The organism is Rhizobium sp. G21 (assembly GCF_014158035.1).
Classification (GTDB): Bacteria; Pseudomonadota; Alphaproteobacteria; order Rhizobiales; family Rhizobiaceae; genus Rhizobium_E.
Map to the genome: position 1 here is coordinate 2,018,341 of NZ_JACFXW010000001.1, position 22,337 is coordinate 2,040,677.

Genomic DNA, 22,337 nt, shown 5'->3' on the forward strand with positions numbered 1-22,337 from the left:
TCAGTGCAAGAACTATTTCGGACGCCGGGAGGACGGCGCCGGAAGCCGGCGAGAGGAGCCGGTTCAACAGGGAGGAAGATGATGACGTTCAGGACGCTACTCCTGGCGACAGCCGCCGTGCTGTCCGCCGCAATGCCGCTTTCCGCCTCGGCCGACACGTCGGGCAAGAAAATCGCGCTCTCCAACAATTACGCCGGAAATTCCTGGCGTCAGGCGATGCTGACGAGCTGGGACAAGGTGACCAAGGAAGCCGTGAAGGCCGGCGTGGTCGCAGCCGCCGACCCCTTCACCACCGCGGAAAACCAGGCCACCGAACAGGCCGCGCAGATCCAGAACATGATCCTTCAGGGTTATGACGCGATCGTGATCAACGCCGCCTCTCCGACCGCGCTCAACGGCGCCGTCAAGGAAGCCTGCGACGCCGGCATCACCGTCGTGTCTTTCGACGGCATCGTGACCGAGCCCTGCGCATGGCGCATCGCCGTCGACTTCAAGGAAATGGGTCGCAGCCAGGTCGAATATCTCTCCAAACGCCTGCCGGAAGGCGGCAATCTGCTCGAAATCCGCGGTCTGGCCGGCGTCTTCGTCGACGACGAGATCTCGGCGGGCATCCATGACGGCGTCAAGCAGTTCCCGCAGTTCAAGATCGTCGGCTCCGTGCATGGCGACTGGGCGCAGGACGTGGCCCAGCGCGCGGTGGCCGGCATCCTCCCAAGCCTGCCCGAAATCGCCGCCGTGGTGACCCAGGGCGGCGACGGCTATGGCGCCGCCCAGGCCTTTGACGCCGCCAAGCGCAAGATGCCCACCATCGTGATGGGCAATCGCGAGGACGAGTTGCAGTGGTGGAAGCAACAGAAGGACGCCAACGGCTATGAGACCATGTCGGTCTCCATCGCGCCGGGCGTTTCCACGCTCGCCTTCTGGGTCGCCCAGCAGATCCTCGACGGCAAGGACGTCAAGAAAGACCTCGTGGTGCCGTTCCTGCGCATCGACCAGGACAATCTCGAGCAGAACCTCGCCAACACCCAGAAGGGCGGCGTCGCCAACGTGGAATATTCCCAGGCCGACGCCCAGAAGGTGATCGAAGCCGCCAAGTAAGGCGTCGCAATCCAACGGCTCGGGCTTCTCGGTCCGGGCCGTTTTCGTCTCTCGTCAATGGATCATCATCATGATGGCCGAACGTTCAGCCGTGGTCGCCGCCAAAGGCGTCAAGGTTCATTTCGGCGCGGTGCGCGCGCTCGACGGCGTCGATCTCGACATCCGCCCCGGCGAATGTCTCGGCTTGGTCGGCCATAACGGCGCCGGCAAATCGACGATCGTCAACGTCATCAATGGCGGGCTGACCCCGCAGGACGGCGAGCTCGCCTATAATGGCGCGGCCAGCGCCGGCGGCATCGCGGCCGCCCGCGACAACGGCGTGCGCTGCGTCTTCCAGGAATTGTCGCTCTGCCCCAACCTGACGGTGGCGGAAAACACCCGCGTCATGCATGCCGATCTCGGCGGCTGGAACTGGCGGAGCCGCGCGCTCAAGCTGGTCAGCGAAAAGCTCGCCGACATTTTCCCCGGCAATGCGGTGGATTGTACGGCGGCCGTCGGCGATCTCTCCATCGCCGAGCGGCAGATGGTGGAAATCGCCATCGCCTTCACCAGCGTCTCCAAGCCTGCGCGCCTGGTCATTCTCGACGAGCCGACATCCTCGCTCGACGCAGGCCTCGCCGCCCAGCTGATGGCCTATGTGAAGCGTTTCGTCTCCGAAGGCGGCGCCGTGCTGCTAATCTCGCATATTCTCGGCGAAATCTTCGACGCCTCCAACCGCATCGTGGTGATGAAGGACGGCCGCGTGGTCGCCAGCCGTCCGACGCATGACTTCAGCGTCAACTCACTGGTCGAAGCCATGGGCAGCGTCGTGCGCGACAATGCCCGCAGCGCCCGCACGGCCCGCGCCGACGCCGAAACCGTCATTTCGCTTGGCGCCCGCCACGGCTCCGCCATTGCCTTCTCCGCCCGTCGCGGCGAGATGATCGGTCTCGCCGGCCTCGGCGGCCATGGCCAGACCGAGATGTTGCTCTCGCTCCACAAGGCCTTCAGCAGCGACTGGATGCCGGGCCGCGGCCGCGACATCGCCTTCGTCGCCGGCGACCGGGCGCTCAACGGCACCTTTCCGCTCTGGAGCATCCTCAAGAACCTGTCGATCGCCTCGCTCGGCGGCTTGTCCAAAGCGAGCTTCGTCGACGCTGGGAGCGAGCGCTCTGTCGGCGACAGCTGGAAGAAACGCATCGAGATCCGCACCCCCGACATGGACAACGGCATTCTGTCGCTGTCGGGCGGCAACCAGCAGAAGGTGCTGTTCGCGCGCGCTTTGGCGACGCCGGCCCGCATCGTGCTGATGGACGATCCGATGCGCGGCGTCGATGTCGGAACCAAGCAGGAGGTCTATTCCATCCTGCGCAGCGAAGCCGAAGCGGGCCGCACCTTCATCTGGTATTCGACGGAGATGGATGAAATCTGCCTCTGCGACCGGGTCTATGTGTTCCGCGACGGACGCATCGCCGCCGAGCTCACCGGCGACGAGGTGACGGAAGAACATGTGCTGACCGCCTCATTCGAAGGAGAAGCCGCATGATGGGCCTTTCGGCCAACACGATCCGCCAGATCGTGCCGGCGCTGTCGCTGGCGGCGCTCTTGGCGGCGGTGTTCTATCTGCAGCCGCGCGCCATGAGCTATGTCGGGCTGAACCTGCTGTTCAATCTCGCCGTGCCGATCGCGCTGGCGACGCTCGCCCAGATGATGGTGATGGCGGTCAACGATCTCGACCTGTCTATCGGCACCTTCGTCAGCTTCGCGGCCTGCGTCGCGGCGACCTATCTGCAGACATCGCCCGTGCTGGGGATCGCCATTCTCCTCGGCGCCGTCGCGGTCTACGCCGCGCTGGGGGTGATCATCCATCTGCGCGACCTTCCGGCGATCGTGGTGACGCTCGGCATGAGCTTCGTCTGGGGCGGGCTGGCCGTGCTGATCCTGCCCGCGCCGGGCGGCTCGGCGCCGGACTGGGCCCGCTGGCTGATGACGTCGAAGCCGCCTTTCGCGCCCATGGCCATCGTGGCGAGCGTGCTGATCGCGCTCATCGCCCATCTCGTGGTGATGAGATCGAGCTTCGGCGTGCTGGTGCGCGGCGTCGGCGGCAACGCACGCTCCGTCGAGCGTTCGGGATGGTCGGTGATCGGAATCCGCGCCGGCGCCTATGCGCTCGCCGCCGTGCTCGCCATTCTCTCCGGCATCGCGCTGGTGGGGCTGACGACCTCCGCCGACGCCAATATCGCGCTGCGCTACACGCTTCTGTCGATCGCCGGCGTCATTCTCGGCGGCGGCGAATTCGTCGGCGGCCGCGTCTCGCCCGTCGGCGCGGTGATCGGCGCGCTGACGCTGACGCTGGCCGGCTCCTTCCTCTCCTTCCTCCGGATCTCGCCGGATTGGCAGATCGGCGCGCAGGGCGCGATCCTCATCATCGTGCTCGGCCTGCGGCTGCTGCTCAACCGCGCCGAAAAACGGGAGAAACGGCCATGACCTCCGCGATCGGCTTGATCCGCCGTCCCTGGATCTGGTCCTTCCTGGCCACGATTCTGGTGTTCATCGTCACCGCGCTGTTCACAGGCGGCGCGAGCTCCTTCGGGCTCGGACAGGCGGCGCTGACATTTGCGGCCTTCTCCGTGATCGTCGGCCTCGGCCAGATGTTCGTGATCACGCTCGGGCCTGGCAATACCGATCTGTCGGTGCCCGCCACGATGACGCTCGCCGGCACGCTGTCGCTCAAATATATGGACGGCGCCGAAGGCACGATCCTGATGGGTCTCGGCGTCGCCATTGTCTGCGGGCTCGCCATCGGGGTGGCCAATTACGCGCTGATCAAGGCGCTGCGCATTCCGCCGATCATCGCCACCTTGTCGATGAGCTTCGTGGTGCAGTCGACCGCGATCTGGTCGAACCGTGGCCTGCGCGTCAAGCCGCCCGAAAGCCTCGCGAGCTTCACGACCTCCGATATCGGCGGCGTGCCGAATGTGGCGATCGTCGCCTTCCTTCTGACGGTGGCCGGCTGGCTGCTGCTGGAAAAGACCATTTACGGGCGCTGGATCTCGGCGATCGGCCAATCCTCCTTCGCCGCCCGCATGGCCGGCATTCCGGTCGACGGCGCGCGCTTCGTCACCTATGTGCTCTGTGCGGTGCTGGCCTCGATCGCAGGCTTCCTGCTGGCGAGCTTCTCGGGCGGGGCGGCGCTGAACATGGGCGCGGAATATCTGCTGATGTCGATCGCCGTGGTGGTGATCGGCGGCACGGCGGTGGCGGGCGGCAATTCGAATGTGCCGGGCATCTGGGGGCGTCGCTCTTCATGTTTCTCGTCGTGTCCATGCTCAACACCTATGGGTTCGGCGCCGGGGCGCGCCTGATCCTGACAGGACTGATCATCATCGCGGTCATTCTGGTCGCGAGCGGCGGCGCGATGAAGCGGCGATAGCAATTGGGGGACATCATGGCGTCGGAACACCCGTCCATCTACGAAATCCACGACGATCGCTTCCGCTACCTGACGGTCGGCAGCGCAGGTCTCGACCAGCTCTATTCCGGCTGCCGCTGGGCCGAGGGCCCGGTCTGGCTGGCCGACCAGAACTGCCTGCTGTGGAGCGACATCCCCAACCAGCGCATGCTGCGTTATGCGCCCGATGGAACCGTGTCCGTGTTCCGCGACAACAACAATTTCGTCAACGGCAACACCCGCGACCGGCAGGGACGGCTGGTCTCCTGCGAACATGGCGGCCGTCGCGTGATCCGCACGGAGCCGGACGGATCGATCACCACCATCGCCGACCGGCATGACGGCAAGCGGCTGAATTCGCCCAATGACGTGGTGGTGAAATCCGACGGCTCGATCTGGTTCACCGACCCGACCTACGGCATCCTGTCGGACTACGAAGGCTACCGCGCCGATCCCGAGCAGGAAGGACGCAACGTCTATCGCGTCGACGGGACGACGGGCGTCATCAGCGTGGTCGTCGACGATTTCCTGCAGCCCAACGGGCTGGCTTTCTCGCCCGACGAGACCAGGCTTTATGTCGCCGATTCCGCCGTCAGCCACGATCCCACGGCGCCCAGCATCATCAGGGTGTTCGATGTCGAGGACGGCGTGCGGCTGACCAACGGCCGCGTCTTCTGCCATATCGACAAGGGCCTGCCCGACGGCTTCCGGTCGATGTCTCCGGCAATGTCTGGACCAGCGCCGGCGACGGCGTGCACTGTTTCAGCCCAGAGGGCGATCTCCTCGGCAAGATCCTGACGCCGCAGGCGGCGGCCAATCTCTGCTTCGGCGGACCGCGGCGCAACCGGCTGTTCATCACCGCGACGACATCGCTTTATGCGGTGTATACGGCGACGACGGGCGCGCAATATCCGTAAGGACTTACTGACCATCCATAAATGCCCGTCAGCGCCGGACAACATCGCCGCCGTCATGCTCGGGCCCGTCCCGAGCATGTGCAACGCTTTCATTTTGCTCGACGGCTCAGATCCTCGGCACAGGGCCGAGGATGACGGAGGAGAGGGTATGCGCCGCCTCAGGCGGCGGCAGCGGGCCCTTTCCTCTCAGGTGATCGCGCCGACCTGCCAGGGCACGAATTCGTTGTCGCCGTAATCATAGATCTCGCTCGACGTCTTCTTGCCCGAGGCGACGGCGATGATGTCTTCGAAGATCCGTAGACCCGCGGCCTCGATCGTGTCCTCGCCGGTGACGATCGCGCCGCAATTGATGTCCATGTCCTCCTCCATGTGGTCATACATGTCGGTATTGGTGGCGATCTTGATGCAGGGGGCGGGCTTGAAGCCGGAGACGGAGCCGCGGCCGGTGGTGAAACAGATGACATTGCAGCCGCCGGCGACCTGGCCGGTGACGGCGGCGGGGTCGTAGCCGGGCGTGTCCATGAACACGAAGCCGGATGCGGTGACCGGTTCGGCATATTCATAGACGGCCTTCAACGGCATCGAGCCGCCTTTGGCGACTGCCCCCAACGACTTTTCGAGAATGGTGGTCAGGCCGCCCTGCTTGTTGCCGTAGGAGGGGTTGTTGTTGAGTTCATCGCCGTTCCTGGCAGTATAATCGCGCCACCAGTCGATGCGGTCGAGCAGTTTCTTCGCCACGTCGGGGGTGACGGCGCGGCGGGTGAGCAGATGTTCGGCGCCGTAAATCTCCGGCGTCTCGGCCAGAACAGAGGTCGCGCCGTGACGCACCAGCAGGTCTGAGGCGACGCCGAGGGCGGGATTGGCCGAAATGCCGGAATAGCCGTCGGAGCCGCCGCATTCCAGAGCCAGTTTCAGGCCCGACAGCGGCTGTTCGGTGCGCACCGCCTGATTGACGATCGGCAGCATCTCCTTGATCATCTCGATGGCGGTCTCGATGGTCTTGCGGGTGCCGCCGGTCTGCTGGATGGTCATGGTGCGCAGGAGCGCGCCTTCGGCGATCTGGTAATGTTCGAGGATCGGAGCGATCTGGTTGGTCTCGCATCCCAGGCCGATCATCAGCACGCCGCCGAAATTGGGATGGCGGGCATAGCCCTGAATGGTGCGGGTGAGGATGCGATAGCCTTCCGACTTGGTGTTGATCGCGCAGCCGCCGCCATGGGTGAGCGCCACGACGCCATCGACATTGCCGAAACCTTCGAGCCCGCCCATGCGGTTGAAATGATCGGCGATGTAGCGCGACACTGTGGCGGAACAGTTCACCGAGGAGATGACGCCGATATAGTTGCGGGTGCCGACATGGCCGCCGCCGCGATCGAAGCCCATGAAGGTGCGCCGCTCATTGAGCGGCAGCAGATCCTCGGTGAGTTGGCCGGCGCCCATCTGGTAATCATGCTCGGAGGGCACCATGGCCAGATTGTGCAGATGGATATGCTCGCCGGCGGCGATATCGGCGGTGGCGACGCCGATGACCTGGCCGAACTTCAGCACTTCCTGGCCCGATCGGATCGCCTTCAGCGCCACCTTGTGGCCGCGGCCGATGAAGTCCTTCGCCAAGAGATCCTGATAGCCGGTCGCTTCGCCCTTGCCGATCTTGGCCCTGGCCACGCCGACATCGTCGAGCGGATTGAGAATGATGATGGGCGCCGATGCCGAGGTCATGGCGAACTCCTCCCTGTTTTTTGTCCATAGAAGACAATTAGAGCGAGGGGCCTGCGCGTCAAGGCCGGCAGGATGGCGCAGGCGCTTGTTTTTATTGTTTCTTCAAGACAGAAAGACGCTATTCGGGCACGGTCGGCAGCACCGTCTCGGCCTTTTTCAACCGCTGCTCGCGGAAGAAGATGAACAGTCCCGAGGCGACGATGAGGGCGGCGCCCAGCATCATCGGCAAGGTCGGCGTGTCGCCGAACACCAGCCAGCCGAACAGGATCGCCCAGAACAGCAGCGTGTATTGCAGCGGCGCGACCGTGGCGGCAGGGGCGATCTTCAACGAATAGGTCATCAGCATATGGGCGAGCATGGCGACGACGCCGAGCAGCGCCATCCACAGCAGATCGAACACCGTCGGCGTCACCCATTCGAAGGGCACGGTCGCAGCGCCCACGATGGTCGCGCCGGCCATCTGCCAGAACACCAGCACAGTGCCCGAGGTGTTGCGCAGGAAGCGGCCCAGCATCAGCATGACCGAGAAGAACATCGTGCCGACGATCGAGATCACCGCCGGCATGGTGAACATCGCGCTGGACGGATTGAGCGCGACCAGCACGCCCGAGAAGCCGATGGCGATGGCCAGCCAGCGCCGCCAGCCGACATGCTCGCCGAGAAACAATGGCGAGAGCGCGGCGATATAGATCGGCGCGGCCAGCCAATAGGTCATGACATCGGCGAGCGGCAGATAGGAGACGGCGAGATAGAAGGCGAAGACCTCCGCCGTGGCGAGAGCCGCGCGCAGGATCTGCAGACCGGGTCGTTCGACCTGCACCACCTGGCGGAAACCGCCGCGCCACAGGAACGGCAGAAGCACCAGCACCGCGGCGAAACTGCGCAGAAACAGCAGCTGGCCCACCGAATAGGTGGCGACCAGCCACTTGCCCATCACGTCGTTGATGGAGAACATCAGCATGCCCAGGAGCATGGCGGCGACTGCGGTGGCCGTGGCGGCCTGCGGACGAGGAAGCGACATAGGAAACTGCCTTTCGGGATCGTCAGTCCATGCGGTCGAACCGGAGAAAAGGCAAGCCGCGACCGACATATGCGCGGAATAAATTATCGACAGAAAGCGCCGCATGGCCTTTCCTTGATTTTCCTGCGCTTTTCTTGTTGACGCGGCGGCGGCGCCGCGCTTGTTAACACATTCGAAATCACGCAGGCCCGACCCGAGACCGATATGACCGACGATCCGCTTTCAACCGCCGAAATCGAGCGATACCAGCGCCATATTTTGCTGCCGGAGATCGGCGGGCAAGGGCAGCAAAGGCTGAAGGCGGCGGCGGTCCTGGTGATCGGCGCGGGCGGACTGGGCTCGCCCGTCATCGAATATCTGGCGGGGGCGGGCGTCGGCACGATCGGCATCGTCGACGACGACCGGGTGTCGCTGTCCAATCTGCAGCGACAGGTCATCCACGGCACCGACCGGGTGGGCGAGAAGAAGACCCGCAGCGCCGCAGCCCGGGTGCGCGACATCAATCCGCATGTCGCCGTCAACCGGCATGAAACGCGGTTCAACGCCGACAGCGGTCCGGGGCTGGTGTTCGGCTACGACCTGATGATCGACGGGTCCGACAATGTCGAGACGCGCTACTGCGCCGCCGAGGCCGCCGAGCGCGCCGGCGTGCCGCTGGTGTCGGGCGCGGTGGGACGTTTCGACGGATCGGTGACCGTGCTCGCGCCGCATCTCACCGGCGCCGACGGCAAGCCCAACCCCGCTACAGCGACCTCTTCCCCGAACGGCCGCCCGAGGGCATGCTGCCGGCCTGCGCCGAGACGGGCGTGATCGGCGCGCTGACCGGGGTTATCGGCACGCTGATGGCGATGGAGGCGATCAAGGTTCTGACCGGCGCCGGAGAGCCGCTGATCGGGCGGCTGCTGCTCTATGATGCGCTGGCCGCGCGCTTCGACACGATCCGCTACCGGCGGAAATAACGTCGTCTCAATCCTCGTCGGGCTCGGCCACGGCTCGCAGCTTGCGGGTGCGCAAGAGAATAGAGGCGCCCTTGCGCTCGATGGCGCCCTTTTCCTCCAGCGACAGGATGGCGCGATTGATCTTGGGCCGGGAGGCGCCGACGACGCTGGCGATTTCCGACTGCGACAGACCAATCTTCAGCACCGCCTCTTCCGGCGGCTCCTCGCCGAGGATCTGTCGCATCGTCAGAAGGAAGAAGCGGGCGACGCGGGAATCGAGATCGTAGAGCGCCAGCGTTTCCAGCTGCTCGTTGGTTTCGCGCAGCCGCCGGCAGAGAAAGCGCATCACCGCCTGCATGGCGGCGGGATTCCTGGCGAGAAAGGCCGAGAAATCAGCCTTGGATACGACATAGCCCTCGGTCGCCACCGAGGCGGTCGCATCCGCCGAGCGCGGTTCGCCGTCGATGACGGCCATTTCGCCGAGAAGAGCGCCCTCCTCCATGTGCCGAAGCGTCAGCTCGCGTCCCTGGGGCGTGATCAGCGACAGCTTGATGCGGCCCGAGGCGACCAGGATCATGTAATCGCCGGGATCGCCGCGCTGGAAAATCACCGCGCCTGCGGTCCATTTGCGCTGCTGGGCGAGGCCGCGCACCTCCTCGATCAGTGCGGGGGTGAATTCCTCGAAGATCGGAAAGGATCGCCAGAAGGCGACGCTCTTGGGGCTTTCGGCCATGCGGGGCTCCGTTGGTGCTGAAAACGGGCGGCTGTCGAACAGACGCGTCAGAAAATACTCATGGTTTACAAGGTTTCAACAGGGTGTTGCGTCATTTCCTTTTGCCGGCGCCGAATTAACCCAAGCTTTACCACTTCGTCTTGTTTTAGCCGTCTCCGATGAACCTTTCCAGCCGATTTACCTTTTGGGCAGCTTTTGGCGACATAGGATCATCCTGTCTCGGAATGGGCCATGAAGGCCTTTGGGTGATGGGGCATGGAGAGCTTATGGCGCGCGTGTTTTTCTCGATTATGGGAATTGTAGCCGGCACAGCAGGGCTTGCGCTGCTGTTTTTGCCGATCAGCCTGCAGGCGCAGCTGGTGCTGAGCTTCGGCGCTCTCGGTTGCATGTTCTTCACCATGAGCCGTCCGGACAACAAGATCTTCCGCATGATGTCCTTCGGTTTCGTCGGTCTTCTGGCGTTGCGCTACGGTTACTGGCGCACCGTGGAAACCCTGCCGAGCATCTACGAACCCTGGAACTTCATACCGGGCTTCCTGCTCTATCTCGCCGAAATGTATTGCCTCGCGATGCTGTTCGTGTCGCTGTTCATGCTGGCCGATCCGCTGAAGCGGCAATCGCCGAGCCTGCCCAAGATCGAGGACCTGCCGACCGTCGACGTCTTCGTGCCGAGCTACAACGAGGACGCCGAACTGCTCGCGGTCACGCTCGCCGCCGCCAAGGCGATGGCCTATCCCAAGAACAAGCTCAAGATCTATCTGCTCGACGACGGCGGCACGGACGCCAAGCGCAACGACCGCGATCCCCGCAAGGCGCTGGCCGCCATCCATCGTCACGAGCAACTCAGGGCGCTGTGCGACGCCATGGGCGTGATCTATCATGCCCGCAAGGAAAACAGTCACGCCAAGGCCGGCAACCTGAACGAAGGCCTGAAGATCTCAAACGGCGAACTCGTGGTGGTGTTCGACGCCGACCATGCGCCAGTCAGGGATTTTCTCAAGGAAACCGTGGGCTTCTTCCGCGAGACGGAAAAGCTGTTCCTCGTCCAGACGCCGCACTATTTCCTCAATCCCGATCCGCTCGAGAAAAACCTGCAGACTTTCGCCCGCATGCCGTCGGAGAACGAAATGTTCTATTCGATCATGCAGCGTGGGCTGGACAAGTGGGATTCGTCCTTCTTCTGCGGCTCGGCGGCCGTGCTGTCGCGCAAGGCGCTCGAGACCACCAATGGTTTTGCCGGCCAATCGATCACCGAGGATTGCGAGACGGCGCTGGCGCTGCATTCCCAAGGCTGGCATTCGATCTATGTCGACAAGCCGCTGATCGCCGGCCTGCAGCCGGAAACCTTCGTGTCCTTCATCGGACAGCGGGCGCGCTGGTGCCAGGGCATGCTGCAGATCCTCATCCTCAACCGTCCCTTCCTCGCCAAGGGACTGAAGATGCAGCAGCGCATCTGCTATGCCGGCATCAACCTGTTCTGGCTGTTTCCGCTGTCGCGGCTGGCCTTCATGTTCTCGCCGTTGCTCTACATCTTCTTCTCGCTGGAAGTGTTCCAGTCCAACATCACCGAATTCGCCTCTTACGCGCTCACCTATCTGGTCGCCTCCTATGCGCTGCAGAGCTATCTCTATGGCCGCGTGCGCTGGCCCTGGGTGTCCGAGCTTTATGAATATGTGCAGTCGGTGATGCTGTTCGGCTCGATCGTCTCGGTGGTGCGCAATCCGCGCAAGCCGACCTTCAACGTGACCGCCAAGGGCCAGACGCTCGACAAATCCGGCATGAGCCCGATCGCCAAGCCCTATTTCGCGATCTTCTTCATCCTGCTGGTCGCCGCGCTCTATTCCGGCTTCCGCTATATGACCGAGCCGCTCTCAGGCGATCTCCTGATGATCGTGGCCGGCTGGAACCTGATCAATCTGGCGCTGGCGGGCGCAGCGCTCGGCGTGGTGGCCGAACGGCGCGAACTCCGGCGCAACCAGCGCCTGCCCGTCAAGCGGCATGCGCTGATGCGGATCGGCGAGACGCTGCATTCGGTGATCGTGCGCGACGCCTCGAGCGGCGGCGTGGCGGTGGAATTTCTCGACGGCGAGCCCAAGACCGCCGAGATCGGCCAGCTCGCGGGCCAATTGGAGCTGAGACGCGGCGGCGAGGCGATTTCGGCCGACATGGTGCTGCGCGGCGTCAGGCGCTCCCCGGACGCGCCGACCGCCTGGGGTTTCGCCTATCGCGAACGGACGCCGTCGACCTTCGCCGTCATCGCCGACCTCATGTATTCGAAACAGGCCGTGCTGCAGGACCGGCTGAACCGGCGACAGGTGCGGCTGGGCTTCTTCGCCGGCACCGTGAAATTCGCCGCCTGGACCTTCTCGGAAACATTCCGGGCGCTGCGCTATTCGCTCGGCTGGATCGGCGAGAGCGCGGTGACGTCCGAACCCGACGCGCCCATCCAGATCAAGCCCGCCAGCGTGAAGATGACGCCGGTGGAGATCGAAGCCGAACTGACCAGAGCCGCGGGAGGCGCCCGTGCGTAAGTCGACGACCCTCCTCGGCGCCGCCCTCCTCGCCTGCGTCGCATCCGCACAGGGATTGGCTGCCGACAACCCGCTCCTGCCGCAGAATAGCGCGGGCGTGAGCATCGCCCCCGCCACACAGTCTGCGACGATCGCAACCGGAAACGGCCTGACCCCTTCCTCGAGGCTTCGACGCGCTTTCGCCTGAGCGGCGAGAGCGACACGGCGGAATTCACATTCTGGGCCAGCAAAGCCGAGGCGCAGGCCGGCGGCGAGATCGTGCTCTCCTACAAGAACGCCGTGTCGGTGCTGCCGGACACCGGGCTCGCCAGCGTCGAGATCAACGGCAAGGCGGCGGGCGAGTTCAAGATCGCCTCTCCCTTCGACTTCACCGCCCGGAGCTTCAAGGCCGCGCCGGGTCAGCTGCGCGCCGGCTACAATGTCGTGCGTGTCAAGGCGCGGCAGCATCACCGCGTCGATTGCGCGCTCTCGGCCACCTACGAATTGTGGACCGACGTCAATCCGGCGCGGAGCGGCTTCAGGTCGTCCAACGCCGGCATCGTCACGACATTCGCCGATCTCGCCAAGGCGGGACGGCTCGAAAACGGCGCGACGGACCTGCGCGTGGTGACCGCCGCCAAGACCGACGCCGGACTTCTGAACGCCGCGTCGAGCGTGGCGCAGGCGGTCGGCCTCTATCTGGGGCGGCCGGATCTCGCCGTGAGCCTGTCGGATCGTCCGGGCCGGGGTCCGGGGATCGACCTCTATCTGATGATCTCGGGCGACGCGGGCGTCAGCGTCGCGCCGGGCGGAGAGCCGGGCCGTATCGCGCTGACTTTCCGTGCGCCCAACGTCGACGGCCTTCACGATCTGCTGGTCGCCACGGTGAAGAAGGAGATGATGGCGGGCCTGCGCGACCTCAACGCCCGCAAGCGCTTCGGCGAGATCAGGCTCGACGCGGGCAAGACCGCGACGCTCAAGGACATGGGTTTCCGCAGCGAGACCTTCGCCGGCCGGATGATGCGGACGCGCTTCGACATGACCATGCCGGCCGATTTCTATCCCGCCGATTACGGCTCCGTGGCGCTGAAGCTGAGCGCGGCGACCGCGCCCGGGCTCGAGCCGCAATCGCAGATGCTGGTGCGGGTCAACGACGTCGTCGTCAACGCCTTCCCGTTCCGCGACACGGACGGCCAGAACTTCGACGAGAAGCTGATCGAACTGCCGCTGCGCGCCTTCCGGCCCGGCGTCAACAGGGTGGAAATGCTGGCGGAATTGCCGCGCGCCTCGGACCGGACCTGCGCGCCCGACGCGCGCGACGAAGACAAGCCGCGCTATATTCTGCTCGACAAGACCAGCATCGGCGTGCCCGAGCTCGCCCGCGTGACCCGCCTGCCCGATCTCGGCGCCATGGCGGGCGTCGCCTATCCCTATGGCGACGGCAAGCCCTTCCCAGTCTATCTCGATCAGGCGACGCCGGAGACGGCGGGCGCCGCGCTGACGCTTTTGGCGCGGCTCGCTCAATCGGCGCAAGCGCCCGTCAACGCCGATTTCAGGATCGGCAAGCCGACCGGCGAAGTCGCCGGCGACGCGCTGGTGCTGATCGGTTCGGGCGATGCCCGGGAGCAAAACGCCGCAGCAGAGAGCGCGGCTCCCACGTCGGTGAGCTTCGAGGAAACCGGCGCGATCGACGTCACGTCCACCGGCGGCGAGGACCAGCTCATCGCCGCCTTCCGGCAATCGGCAAGCGATGCGGACACCGAACTCTCCTGGTCGAGCCGCTTCGGCGCGATGGCGGACAGGCTCGGCGCCCGCTTCAAGCGCTGGCTGAACTATCAATCTGAGACGGCGGGCGCGCCCGATCTCGGAAATGCGCTGGTGACCGTTGCGCAGACGGCCTCCGCCGGCGACGGCGCGACGACGGAAATCCGCGCCAACACGCCGGAAGACCTCGCATTCGGCGTCCAGAGGCTGGCGAGTTCGGAGATCTGGCCGCAACTGTCGGGCGGCTCCGCCGCCATTTCGGCCGATGCGACGACGCTCGCCGCCCTCACTGGTCCCTCGCCCCGTTTCAGCGACGTGACAGAGCAGAGCGTCGGCAACTATCGCCGCATCGCCGCGGCCTGGCTGTCGGACAATTTCAAGATCTATGTCGGACTGGTGATCGCGCTGATCGGCGTCTTCGCCGCCTGGCTGGGTTTCGTCGTCCAACGCAAGGGCGCGAGGAGCGACGCATGACCCGGTCCATCCTGTTCGCAAGCGTCTGCGCTGTTTGCCTGACGGGCACGGCCCGCGCCGCCGATCCCGCCAGCCCGCTCCTGACGCCCGCGCCGGCCGCCGCCCCTGTGGCGACGACGCCGAAGATGGCCCAGCCAGCGGTTATCACCCAACCCGTGACCGTGTCCGAGAAGGCCGTCGCCGGCCCCGACGCCATCGAACTGGCGGCGCTCTATTATTACGCCCGCAGCAAGGAAGAGGCGCGGCTGAAGGCCGAGTTCGCCCGGCTGCAATATAAATATCCCGGCTTCGAGATGCCCTCCGACCTCTACCAGCCGGCGGCCAAGCCGGTGGACGAGAGCAAGCTCTGGACGCTCTATGGCAAGGACGACTTCGCCGGCGTCGATGCGGAACTCGCGCGGCTTGCTGCGGAGCGCCCGGAATGGAAGCCAAGCGCGGATTTCCAGGCCAAACTGGCGCGCAAGAAGATGCGCTTCGCCGTAACAACAGCCGTGAAGTCGCGCAACTGGCAGAGCGCGGCCGCCGCCGGCGCGACGATCGATCCGGCGACGGAGAAAGAGGTCGATCTGGTCTGGGACATGATCGACGCCTATTCGGCGCTCGGCGATCGCGAGCGGCTGGCGCGCTTTTACCGCGCGCTGATGTTCCGCGATCCCGCCCATCAGATCCCCAAGGCGGCCCTCATCGCCACCATCAAGAAATCCACCCGCGACTTCACCTCCGAGGATGTGCGCGGCGTGATGGCGGTGTTCGCCGCCGATCCGGTGATCAGCGCCGGCCTCGCCGGCGTCGCCACGGATCTCACCCGCAAGGCGGTGGCGGAGTTCAATACAGACAAGTCGAAGACCGAGCCTCTGGCCAAGGCCGATATCGACGCACTGTCCGCCGCGGCGACGGAAGGCAAGGCGCCGGCCGATTTCTCGCTGCTCGGCTGGTATTATCTGAAGATCAAGGAGCCCGCCAATGCCGGCGCCTGGTTCCGCCGCGCCATCGAGGTCGAGCCGACCGTCGATCACGCCAAGGGCCTCTATCTGGCGCTGATGGGACAGGCGCGCGACCAGAGGAGGCGTACGAACTCGCCGTCATTTACAAGGATGCCCTGATCGCCGATCCGGTGTTCCTGATGAATGCTCTGGCGGCGCGGATCTCCGGGCCGCATGCCGACAGCGTCAAGCCCGAAGCGGTGGCCGCTTATGCCGAAGCGATCCTGGCGGCCAAGAGCGGGCCGCATGCCGAAATCCTCGCCTGGTACGCCTATAACAGCGGCCAGTTTCCCGCCGCCCGCGCCTGGTTCGACAAGGCTTTCGCCTGGGAGCCGAATGAAGCGCGGCTGAAGGGTCTCGCGCTTTCAGAAGGGCAGCTGGGCGATCGCGCAGCGCTGGTGGCGCTCTATAAAGCCTATGGAAAGACCTATCCGACCATCTGGGACGACGTGCATCTCGCCAAGAAGGGCGCGCGGCGCGCAGCGGCGAGACCGGTGATCGACCGAATGCAGGTGGGCGCGGTCGAGACGAAAACCGAGACGCGCGAACCCGATTTCATCGAGGCCTCTCCCCGACGGGAGCAGCCCGCGGGGACGCAGCCGAGGCGCGGCGGGCGTGTCGTGGCTGCCAGCGGCTTCGACGCGCTTCTGGGGCAGAAACGCTATGGCGACTGCGTGGCGGCGATCGCATCGCGCGAGGCGTCGCAAGGGCTCCGGCCCGGCGACCAACTGGTCAAAGGCTGGTGCATGATGGGCCTGAAGCGCAATTCCGAAGCGCAGGCCGCGTTCAGCGCCGCGCTTGCAGGCGGCGGCAAGACGCAGAGCGACGCGGCCTACGGCCTGACGCTCGCGCTGTTGCGCAACCAGATGACCAGCGAGGCGCAATCGGTGATCTCGCTCTATCCGCTGGGCGCCGCCCGCGACAAGGAAATCCGGCTGGAGATCTTCTGGCAGATGGCGCGCGCCGCTTTCGACCGCAAGGATTACCGCCAGTCGCTCGATGCGCTCAACGAACGCATCCGGCTGGCGCCCGAGCCGGTCGACATGACGCAGATGCGCGCCTGGGCGCATTACAATCTCGGCAACAAGGCCGAAGCCAAGGCGATCTTCGAGACGCTGGCCGACTATGTCGATGACGGCGGTGTCAGGCGGGGTCTTGCCGCCACCACCGGCGGAACTGTGGGAGGGCGCTGATGGCCGTGCGTTTTCATCATGTTGTCGTGATCGCAGCGTTCGCTGCGCTGACGGGTTGCTCCACCTCCGGGCCGGATCCTTATCTGACCACGCAAGCGGTGTCGGCCAAGCCGCAATCCTCTGTCTCCACCGTCGCGCCGCAATTCGCCGCCGCGCAATTGCCGCAGCTCGCAGGCCCTGCCCTCCTCGTGCGGCAGTCGCTGGATGGCGATCGCTTCCGACAGGAGATCGTCTACGCCAACCGCACGGCGCTTTCGGGCGAGAACCTGCTGACGGTGATGGCGGGACCGCCGAAAGAAAACTCACTCCTGCAGCCGCCGAGCACTGCCGACGTCCGTCGCGAGATGCGCGCCATGCTGCCGGCCAGCGTCTCGGCGCGGATGGGGGCGACGCTCGGCGCCAATATCAACGGCGGGTACGGCTATGCGACTGCGGCTCTGCCCGGCGGCGGCGCCTGCCTCTATGCCTGGCAGCGGATCAAAAGCGTCAACGCCAGTGACAAAACCGGTTTCGCCGGCCTGACCGACGACCGCATCGCCGCTCAGATCCGGCTGCGCTATTGCGACCCGGCGCTGAACGAGGCCCAGATACGCCTGCTGATGGACGGGCTGACGATGCGGCCGATCAGCGGCGCGACGATCGACATGCTGCGCTATGCAGCGGGTAGCGGCGTCAATGCGGCGATCGCTCCGCAGCCGGCGATCATCGCGCCGGCTGCGGCGGCCGAGCCCGTGGCCGTGTCGAAGCCGCTATCGCGCAAGATGAAGGTCGAGGCGCAGGCAAGCGACGATTGGCGGCAGGACGCCGAGGACGCCGTCGTGACGCTTCCGAGCGACGAACAGCCGGGACCCGTTACCCAGGCGGCGGCGCTGGTGCCGCTTCCCGAAGAGGGCGCGAGCGCGACCGTAAAGCCGAAGCCAGCGGCGGCGGAGTTGCCCTCCACCCCCGCCATCATGGTTCCCCTACCCGAATGAGGTTTCACGTTCTGATCGCGACGATGAACAGCCGGGGAAAGGCGAGCAGCACCCGGCCATCCTTTCGCGCCAGATAGGCGCGGGCGATGCGCGCCGTATAGTCGGCGAGGAAATCCGCCCGCATGTCCTCCGGAACCCTGTCGAGATAGGGCCGGAGACCGGTGGCACGCACCCAGTCGACGATCGCCTCCGGGCCCGTCATCACGTGATAATAGGTGGTGCGCCAGACGTCGATCCGGATCGATTTGGGCGCCAGACGATCGTAATAGCTCTCGGCCGAAGGCAGCGGCTTGCGACGGACACTTTCGATGAAATGGCTGCGCCAGCGACCGGCCTCGGCGCTCTCCTCCATCATCCGATGGCTCGGCTCGTCGAGATTGTCGGGCATTTGCACGGCCAGCGCGCCGCCGGGGACGAGATCGTCCAACAATCGTTCGAAAAGCGCTGGATGATCGGGAAGCCATTGAAACACCGCATTGGCGAAGAACAGGCCGGCGGGCGCGCTGGGACGCCAGTCGGCAAGATCGGCCTTGAGGAACGGCGTGTCCGGCAGCCGGCGCTGGGCGGATGCGAGCATATCATCATCGCTGTCGAGACCGCAGACGCGGCTTTTGCCAAAACGGTCGATCAGCAGTTCTGTGGAATTGCCCGGGCCGCAGCCGAGATCGAAGATAGAGGCGTCGCCGATCTCGGGAACGCGCGCCAGCAGTTCACGGGCGGGCCTGGTGCGTTCATCCTCGAATGCCAGATAGCGCTCAGCCGACCAGGCCATGGGAACCTCCTCTGCCGGCGACCGCCGGCTCTAATGTTGCCGCTCGGCCTCGAAGGTCCGGACCTGGCCGATCAGCCAATCCGAAAAGGCCTTGACCGGCGGATATGAGACTTTGGCGAGCGGCCGCACCAGATAATAGGCGCTCTGGCTGCGGACACGGTGATCATAGGCCGTAATCAGCTGACCGCTCCTCAACTCCGCCTCGATGAGAAACACCGGCATCAACGCCACGCCGAGGCCGGCGATGCAGGCCTGGGCGACATTGGAAAACTGCTCGAACCGCATGCCGCCGCTGGATTTGAGATCGACGCCGAGACTGCCGAACCAGTGCTCCCAGGCGCCGGGCCGCGAAGCCATCTCCACGCGCGGAAGGTTGATCATATCCTCAGGCCTGACCACCGGATTGCGGGCGAGAAAATCCGGACTCGCAATGGGGATCACATCCTCATGCATCAGGAACTGGCAATCGGCCCCCGGCCAATCCGGCTGACCGATATGGATGGCGGCGTCGATCTCCTCGGCGTCGAAATCGAAGCGGCGGATGCGGGTGGCGAAATTGATGATGATCTTGGGGTTTTTCGCGACGAAATCGGGGATGCGCGGCATCAGCCAGCGGGTGCCAAAGGTGGGCAGAATGGCGAGGCTGAGCCGGTTTCCGGCCGAGTTCGACATGGCTTCCAGCGACAGAAGCCTGATCTTGCGCACAACCTCGGCCACGCCCTCGGCATAGGTCTTGCCGGTTTCGGTGAGCACCACGCCGCGGCCGTTGCGGTGAAAGAGCCGGACGCCCAGTTGCTCCTCGAGAATGGCGATCTGGCGGCTGATCGCCCCCTGGGTCAGCGACAATTCATCGGCGGCCGCCGAAAAGCTGCCGAGCCGCGCCACGCAATCGAAGGCGGCGAGCGCGGCGGTGGAGGGAAGGAGGCGGCGTTGGGTCATGGACATCGGCTATTCCTAAAGCTGATATCCGCCGGAGTAAATATGGCTTGTCGTCGAAGTATCCGAAAGGCAGGATCGGACAAAATTCTTCAGGAGTGAGAGATGAGCGACAAGTCCGCCTTCAACTGGGAAGATCCTTTCCTTCTCGACGACCAGCTGTCCGACGAAGAGCGGATGATCCGCGACAGCGCCAAAGCCTTCGCCGAGGCGGAATTGCTGCCGCGCGTCAGCGAGGCCTATCTCGACGAGAAGACCGACGCCGGCCTGTTCAAGCTGATGGGCCAGGCCGGCCTGCTCGGCGTGACGCTGCCGGAGAAATACGGCGCGGCTGAAGCTTCCTATGTGGCCTATGGATTGGTGGCGCGCGAAGTCGAACGCATCGATTCCGGCTATCGCTCGATGATGAGCGTACAGTCGTCACTGGTGATCTATCCGATCTACGCCTATGGCTCGGAGGAGCAGAAGGACAAATATCTGCCCGGCCTGGTCTCCGGCGACCTGATCGGCTGCTTCGGCCTGACCGAGCCGGACGCCGGCTCCGACCCCGGCGGCATGAAGACCCGCGCCGAAAAGATCGACGGCGGCTACCGCCTGCGCGGCGCGAAAATGTGGATCTCCAATGCGCCGATCGCCGATGTCTTCGTGGTCTGGGCGAAATCGGAGGCGCATGACGGCCAGATCCGCGGCTTCATCCTCGAAAAGGGCATGAAGGGCCTCTCCGCCCCCAAGATCGGCGGCAAACTGTCGCTGCGCGCCTCGGTCACCGGCGAAATCGTCATGGACGGCGTCGAAGTCGGCGAAGACGCGCTGCTGCCGAATGTGTCCGGCCTCAAGGGCCCGTTCGGCTGCCTCAACCGCGCCCGCTACGGCATTTCCTGGGGCGTGATGGGCGCCGCCGAGGATTGCTGGCTGCGCGCCCGCCAATACGGCCTCGATCGTCACCAGTTCGGCAAGCCGCTCGCCGGCACGCAGCTGTTCCAGAAGAAGCTCGCCGACATGCAGACCGAAATCGCGTTGGGTCTGCAGGCCTCGCTGCGGGTCGGCCGGCTGATGGACGAGCACAAGTTCGCGCCCGAGATGATCTCGATCGTCAAGCGCAACAATTGCGGCAAGGCGCTCGACATCGCCCGCCAGGCCCGCGACATGCATGGCGGCAACGGCATCCAGATCGAATATCACGTGATGCGCCACGCCCAGAATCTCGAAACGGTGAACACTTATGAAGGCACGCATGACGTCCATGCGCTGATCCTGGGACGGGCGCAGACGGGCATTCAGGCGTTTTTCTGATCCGGCTTTCAAATCCGGCACTCCATGGCGGCCCGCGCGGCCGCCATTTCCGTTTCAGGCGAGGCAATTTTTTCGGCGCGCGCCGATTTTAGACGAACGATCCTCTCAAGGTTGACTTTTTGAAATCTACTAAATTTGTGTATTTATCCGTTTATGTTATTCTCTCCCTGTCTTCGGGTGGTCCGGAGCGGAACGGGAAAGGATGAAGCCATGCCACGGAAAGATAGCGAAGGCTTACACTCTCACCTCGTTGTCACCCTCTCCTGTCGAATGCGTGGAATGTTCTGAAATGATGACATTCAACACAGGAACAAGCCGGGCGAAGCCACGTTGTGGCCCGGGGTATGGAGACGGATCATGCAGAAGCAGGTTGTCGAGCTGGCCGGAGAGCCGGTCGGGATCGCCATTCGGGACGGGGAATCGCTGAGATTTCTCGCAGTCAAATATCACGCGATGGATGCGGACGGGCAGGTGTTTCCGTCGCTTTCGGCGATGAAGTTCGCGCTTTCGCAACTCGCCATGCGGCAAAGACGCAGCGCGGCCTGAGAATTGTCGTGAAGAAGCAGATTTTTTCAGAGGATTTCATATAAAAACAACTTGGGGCGCCTTATTTAGGCTATGAGGCCTTCATAGACGGCGAGCGCCGCTCTATGAAGGCGGCGTTCGTGGTTGGATTGGTGCGGTATGCTGACGAATAAGGGAAAATACGGGCTGAAGGCGCTGATCGCCTTGGCGAAACTGCCTCCGGGCGAAACCTTGTTCAGCGGCGAGATCGCACTGGCCAACAATATTCCGAAAAAGTTTCTGGACACGATCCTGCTGGAATTGCGCAATGCCGGCATCGTCCGTTCCAAGAAGGGGCCGACCGGCGGCTATTCGCTGTCGCGCCCGGCCGCGGAGATCCGTGTCGGCCACGCCATCCGCGTCATCGACGGTCCGCTCGCCCCGATCCGTTGCGCCAGCCGCACGGCGTTCGAATCCTGCGACGATTGTCCCGATCCGGCCTCGTGCCTGGTGCGCAAATCGATGACCGAAGTGCGCGACGCCGTCGCCGAGATCCTCGACACGATGACGCTGGAGCGGCTCGTATCGGGCGATTACGCCGAGTCCGACAGCGGTCTGATGTTGGAAAAAGAGGCGTCCTGATCGCGTCGATCTGACATCGCCTTGACGCACAGTAGAATTCGAAGGCCGTTTCGCCCCGGGGCGAGGCGGCCTTTTTGGTGTTGTTTTTCGGGGAGTTAGTCGCGTTCCGCCAAGGGTTCGGCGACCTGCGTGCGCCTCACGGCGCGGGCTGTTCGACAGCGACCGCAAGATTTGCGCTTTACAGCAAGAAATATGGCGGCATTATGGCTTTGTTCATCATCCGTTAGGAGATCGGCAATGATCAGCATGAATGGCTTCACACTGGGTTTCTTCATTCCCAAACAGGAATCGGAACACAAAGCCGTCAGAACGACCAAATCCGGCGACGACAGGGATGCCCGACCGGCCCGGCGTGAGACCACCGGACCGTCTCTCGACGAAGACGACCAGGAGCCGTCGCCCCTGTTCCACTACGCCTATCGCTTCTTCTGAAACG

The 22,337-nt window shown here is 64.4% G+C and carries 17 protein-coding genes and 4 pseudogenes; 16 read left to right on the top strand and 5 right to left on the bottom strand.

Annotated features, from left to right (window positions below; all coding sequences use genetic code 11):
* The first annotated feature begins 81 nt into the window (after positions 1-81).
* From H2O14_RS10275 to H2O14_RS10295, 5 genes and pseudogenes are all read left to right on the top strand, one after another.
* Complete coding sequence (locus H2O14_RS10275) at positions 82-1,098, top strand: ABC transporter substrate-binding protein (protein WP_182827573.1); 1,017 nt, start codon at positions 82-84, stop codon at positions 1,096-1,098.
* A gap of 73 nt (positions 1,099-1,171) precedes the next feature.
* Positions 1,172-2,623, top strand: a complete 1,452-nt coding sequence (locus H2O14_RS10280; RefSeq protein ID WP_246697349.1) for a sugar ABC transporter ATP-binding protein — start codon at positions 1,172-1,174, stop codon at positions 2,621-2,623.
* Positions 2,623-3,564, top strand: a complete 942-nt coding sequence (locus tag H2O14_RS10285; protein WP_182829332.1) for an ABC transporter permease — start codon at positions 2,623-2,625, stop codon at positions 3,562-3,564. Before H2O14_RS10280 ends, H2O14_RS10285 begins: the two co-directional genes overlap by 1 nt.
* Positions 3,561-4,510: pseudogene (locus tag H2O14_RS10290) on the top strand (ABC transporter permease). Before H2O14_RS10285 ends, H2O14_RS10290 begins: the two are co-directional and overlap by 4 nt.
* Before the next feature lie 15 nt (positions 4,511-4,525).
* Positions 4,526-5,445: pseudogene (locus tag H2O14_RS10295) on the top strand (SMP-30/gluconolactonase/LRE family protein).
* Positions 5,446-5,631: 186 nt separating this feature from the next.
* On the opposite strand, the gene H2O14_RS10300 reads toward H2O14_RS10295, so the two are convergent.
* Both H2O14_RS10300 and H2O14_RS10305 read right to left on the bottom strand, forming a co-directional pair.
* Positions 5,632-7,164: a UxaA family hydrolase gene (locus H2O14_RS10300; protein ID WP_182827575.1), complete on the bottom strand. Its 1,533-nt coding sequence runs from the start codon at positions 7,162-7,164 to the stop codon at positions 5,632-5,634.
* A gap of 118 nt (positions 7,165-7,282) precedes the next feature.
* On the bottom strand, positions 7,283-8,185 hold the full coding sequence (locus tag H2O14_RS10305; RefSeq protein ID WP_182827576.1) for a DMT family transporter: 903 nt from the start codon (positions 8,183-8,185) through the stop codon (positions 7,283-7,285).
* 204 nt (positions 8,186-8,389) lie between these two features.
* Between H2O14_RS10305 and moeB the strand changes: the two are divergent.
* Positions 8,390-9,144 (top strand): annotated as a pseudogene (moeB, locus tag H2O14_RS10310) (molybdopterin-synthase adenylyltransferase MoeB).
* 7 nt (positions 9,145-9,151) lie between these two features.
* Here moeB and H2O14_RS10315 read toward each other — a convergent pair.
* Positions 9,152-9,856 carry a Crp/Fnr family transcriptional regulator gene (locus H2O14_RS10315; RefSeq protein ID WP_182827577.1) on the bottom strand — a complete coding sequence of 235 codons (705 nt, stop codon included), beginning with the start codon at positions 9,854-9,856 and terminating at the stop codon, positions 9,152-9,154.
* Between the two features lie 266 nt (positions 9,857-10,122).
* On the opposite strand from H2O14_RS10315, the gene bcsA reads away from it, so the two are divergent.
* The 6 genes and pseudogenes from bcsA to bcsN all read left to right on the top strand — a co-directional run bounded on the left by bcsA (position 10,123) and on the right by bcsN (position 17,754).
* Complete coding sequence (gene bcsA / locus H2O14_RS10320; protein WP_182827578.1) at positions 10,123-12,387, top strand: UDP-forming cellulose synthase catalytic subunit; 2,265 nt, start codon at positions 10,123-10,125, stop codon at positions 12,385-12,387.
* Positions 12,388-12,564: 177 nt separating this feature from the next.
* Positions 12,565-13,083: pseudogene (locus H2O14_RS28445) on the top strand (cellulose biosynthesis cyclic di-GMP-binding regulatory protein BcsB); the annotation flags it as partial.
* Between the two features lie 3 nt (positions 13,084-13,086).
* On the top strand, positions 13,087-14,604 hold the full coding sequence (locus H2O14_RS10325; RefSeq protein ID WP_409526950.1) for a cellulose biosynthesis cyclic di-GMP-binding regulatory protein BcsB: 1,518 nt from the start codon (positions 13,087-13,089) through the stop codon (positions 14,602-14,604).
* Positions 14,601-15,707 (top strand): hypothetical protein, encoded by a 1,107-nt coding sequence (locus H2O14_RS10330; RefSeq protein ID WP_182827580.1) that lies wholly within the window; start codon positions 14,601-14,603, stop codon positions 15,705-15,707. Before H2O14_RS10325 ends, H2O14_RS10330 begins: the two co-directional genes overlap by 4 nt.
* Positions 15,708-15,727: 20 nt before the next feature.
* Positions 15,728-16,780: a tetratricopeptide repeat protein gene (locus tag H2O14_RS10335; RefSeq protein ID WP_182827581.1), complete on the top strand. Its 1,053-nt coding sequence runs from the start codon at positions 15,728-15,730 to the stop codon at positions 16,778-16,780.
* Positions 16,780-17,754 carry a cellulose biosynthesis protein BcsN gene (gene bcsN / locus H2O14_RS10340; protein WP_182827582.1) on the top strand — a complete coding sequence of 325 codons (975 nt, stop codon included), beginning with the start codon at positions 16,780-16,782 and terminating at the stop codon, positions 17,752-17,754. Before H2O14_RS10335 ends, bcsN begins: the two co-directional genes overlap by 1 nt.
* 4 nt (positions 17,755-17,758) lie before the next feature.
* Here the strand turns inward: bcsN and tam are convergent, their stop codons facing one another.
* Together tam and H2O14_RS10350 are read right to left on the bottom strand one after the other, a co-directional pair.
* Positions 17,759-18,526 carry a trans-aconitate 2-methyltransferase gene (gene tam / locus H2O14_RS10345; protein ID WP_182827583.1) on the bottom strand — a complete coding sequence of 256 codons (768 nt, stop codon included), beginning with the start codon at positions 18,524-18,526 and terminating at the stop codon, positions 17,759-17,761.
* Positions 18,527-18,556: 30 nt separating this feature from the next.
* A complete protein-coding gene (locus H2O14_RS10350) occupies positions 18,557-19,471 on the bottom strand; it encodes a LysR family transcriptional regulator (RefSeq protein WP_182827584.1) in 915 nt (304 codons plus the stop codon).
* Between the two features lie 96 nt (positions 19,472-19,567).
* On the opposite strand from H2O14_RS10350, the gene H2O14_RS10355 reads away from it, so the two are divergent.
* The 4 genes from H2O14_RS10355 to H2O14_RS10370 all read left to right on the top strand — a co-directional run bounded on the left by H2O14_RS10355 (position 19,568) and on the right by H2O14_RS10370 (position 22,333).
* Positions 19,568-20,755, top strand: a complete 1,188-nt coding sequence (locus tag H2O14_RS10355; RefSeq protein WP_182827585.1) for an acyl-CoA dehydrogenase — start codon at positions 19,568-19,570, stop codon at positions 20,753-20,755.
* 357 nt (positions 20,756-21,112) lie between these two features.
* Entirely contained in the window at positions 21,113-21,301 is a 189-nt protein-coding gene (locus H2O14_RS10360; RefSeq protein ID WP_182827586.1) for a hypothetical protein, read from the top strand.
* Between the two features lie 138 nt (positions 21,302-21,439).
* The gene (locus tag H2O14_RS10365) at positions 21,440-21,901 is read left to right on the top strand and encodes an RrF2 family transcriptional regulator (protein ID WP_182827587.1); all 462 of its coding nucleotides are present in this window, start codon (positions 21,440-21,442) and stop codon (positions 21,899-21,901) included.
* Between the two features lie 237 nt (positions 21,902-22,138).
* A complete protein-coding gene (locus H2O14_RS10370) occupies positions 22,139-22,333 on the top strand; it encodes a hypothetical protein (RefSeq protein WP_182827588.1) in 195 nt (64 codons plus the stop codon).
* Positions 22,334-22,337: the final 4 nt, after the last annotated feature.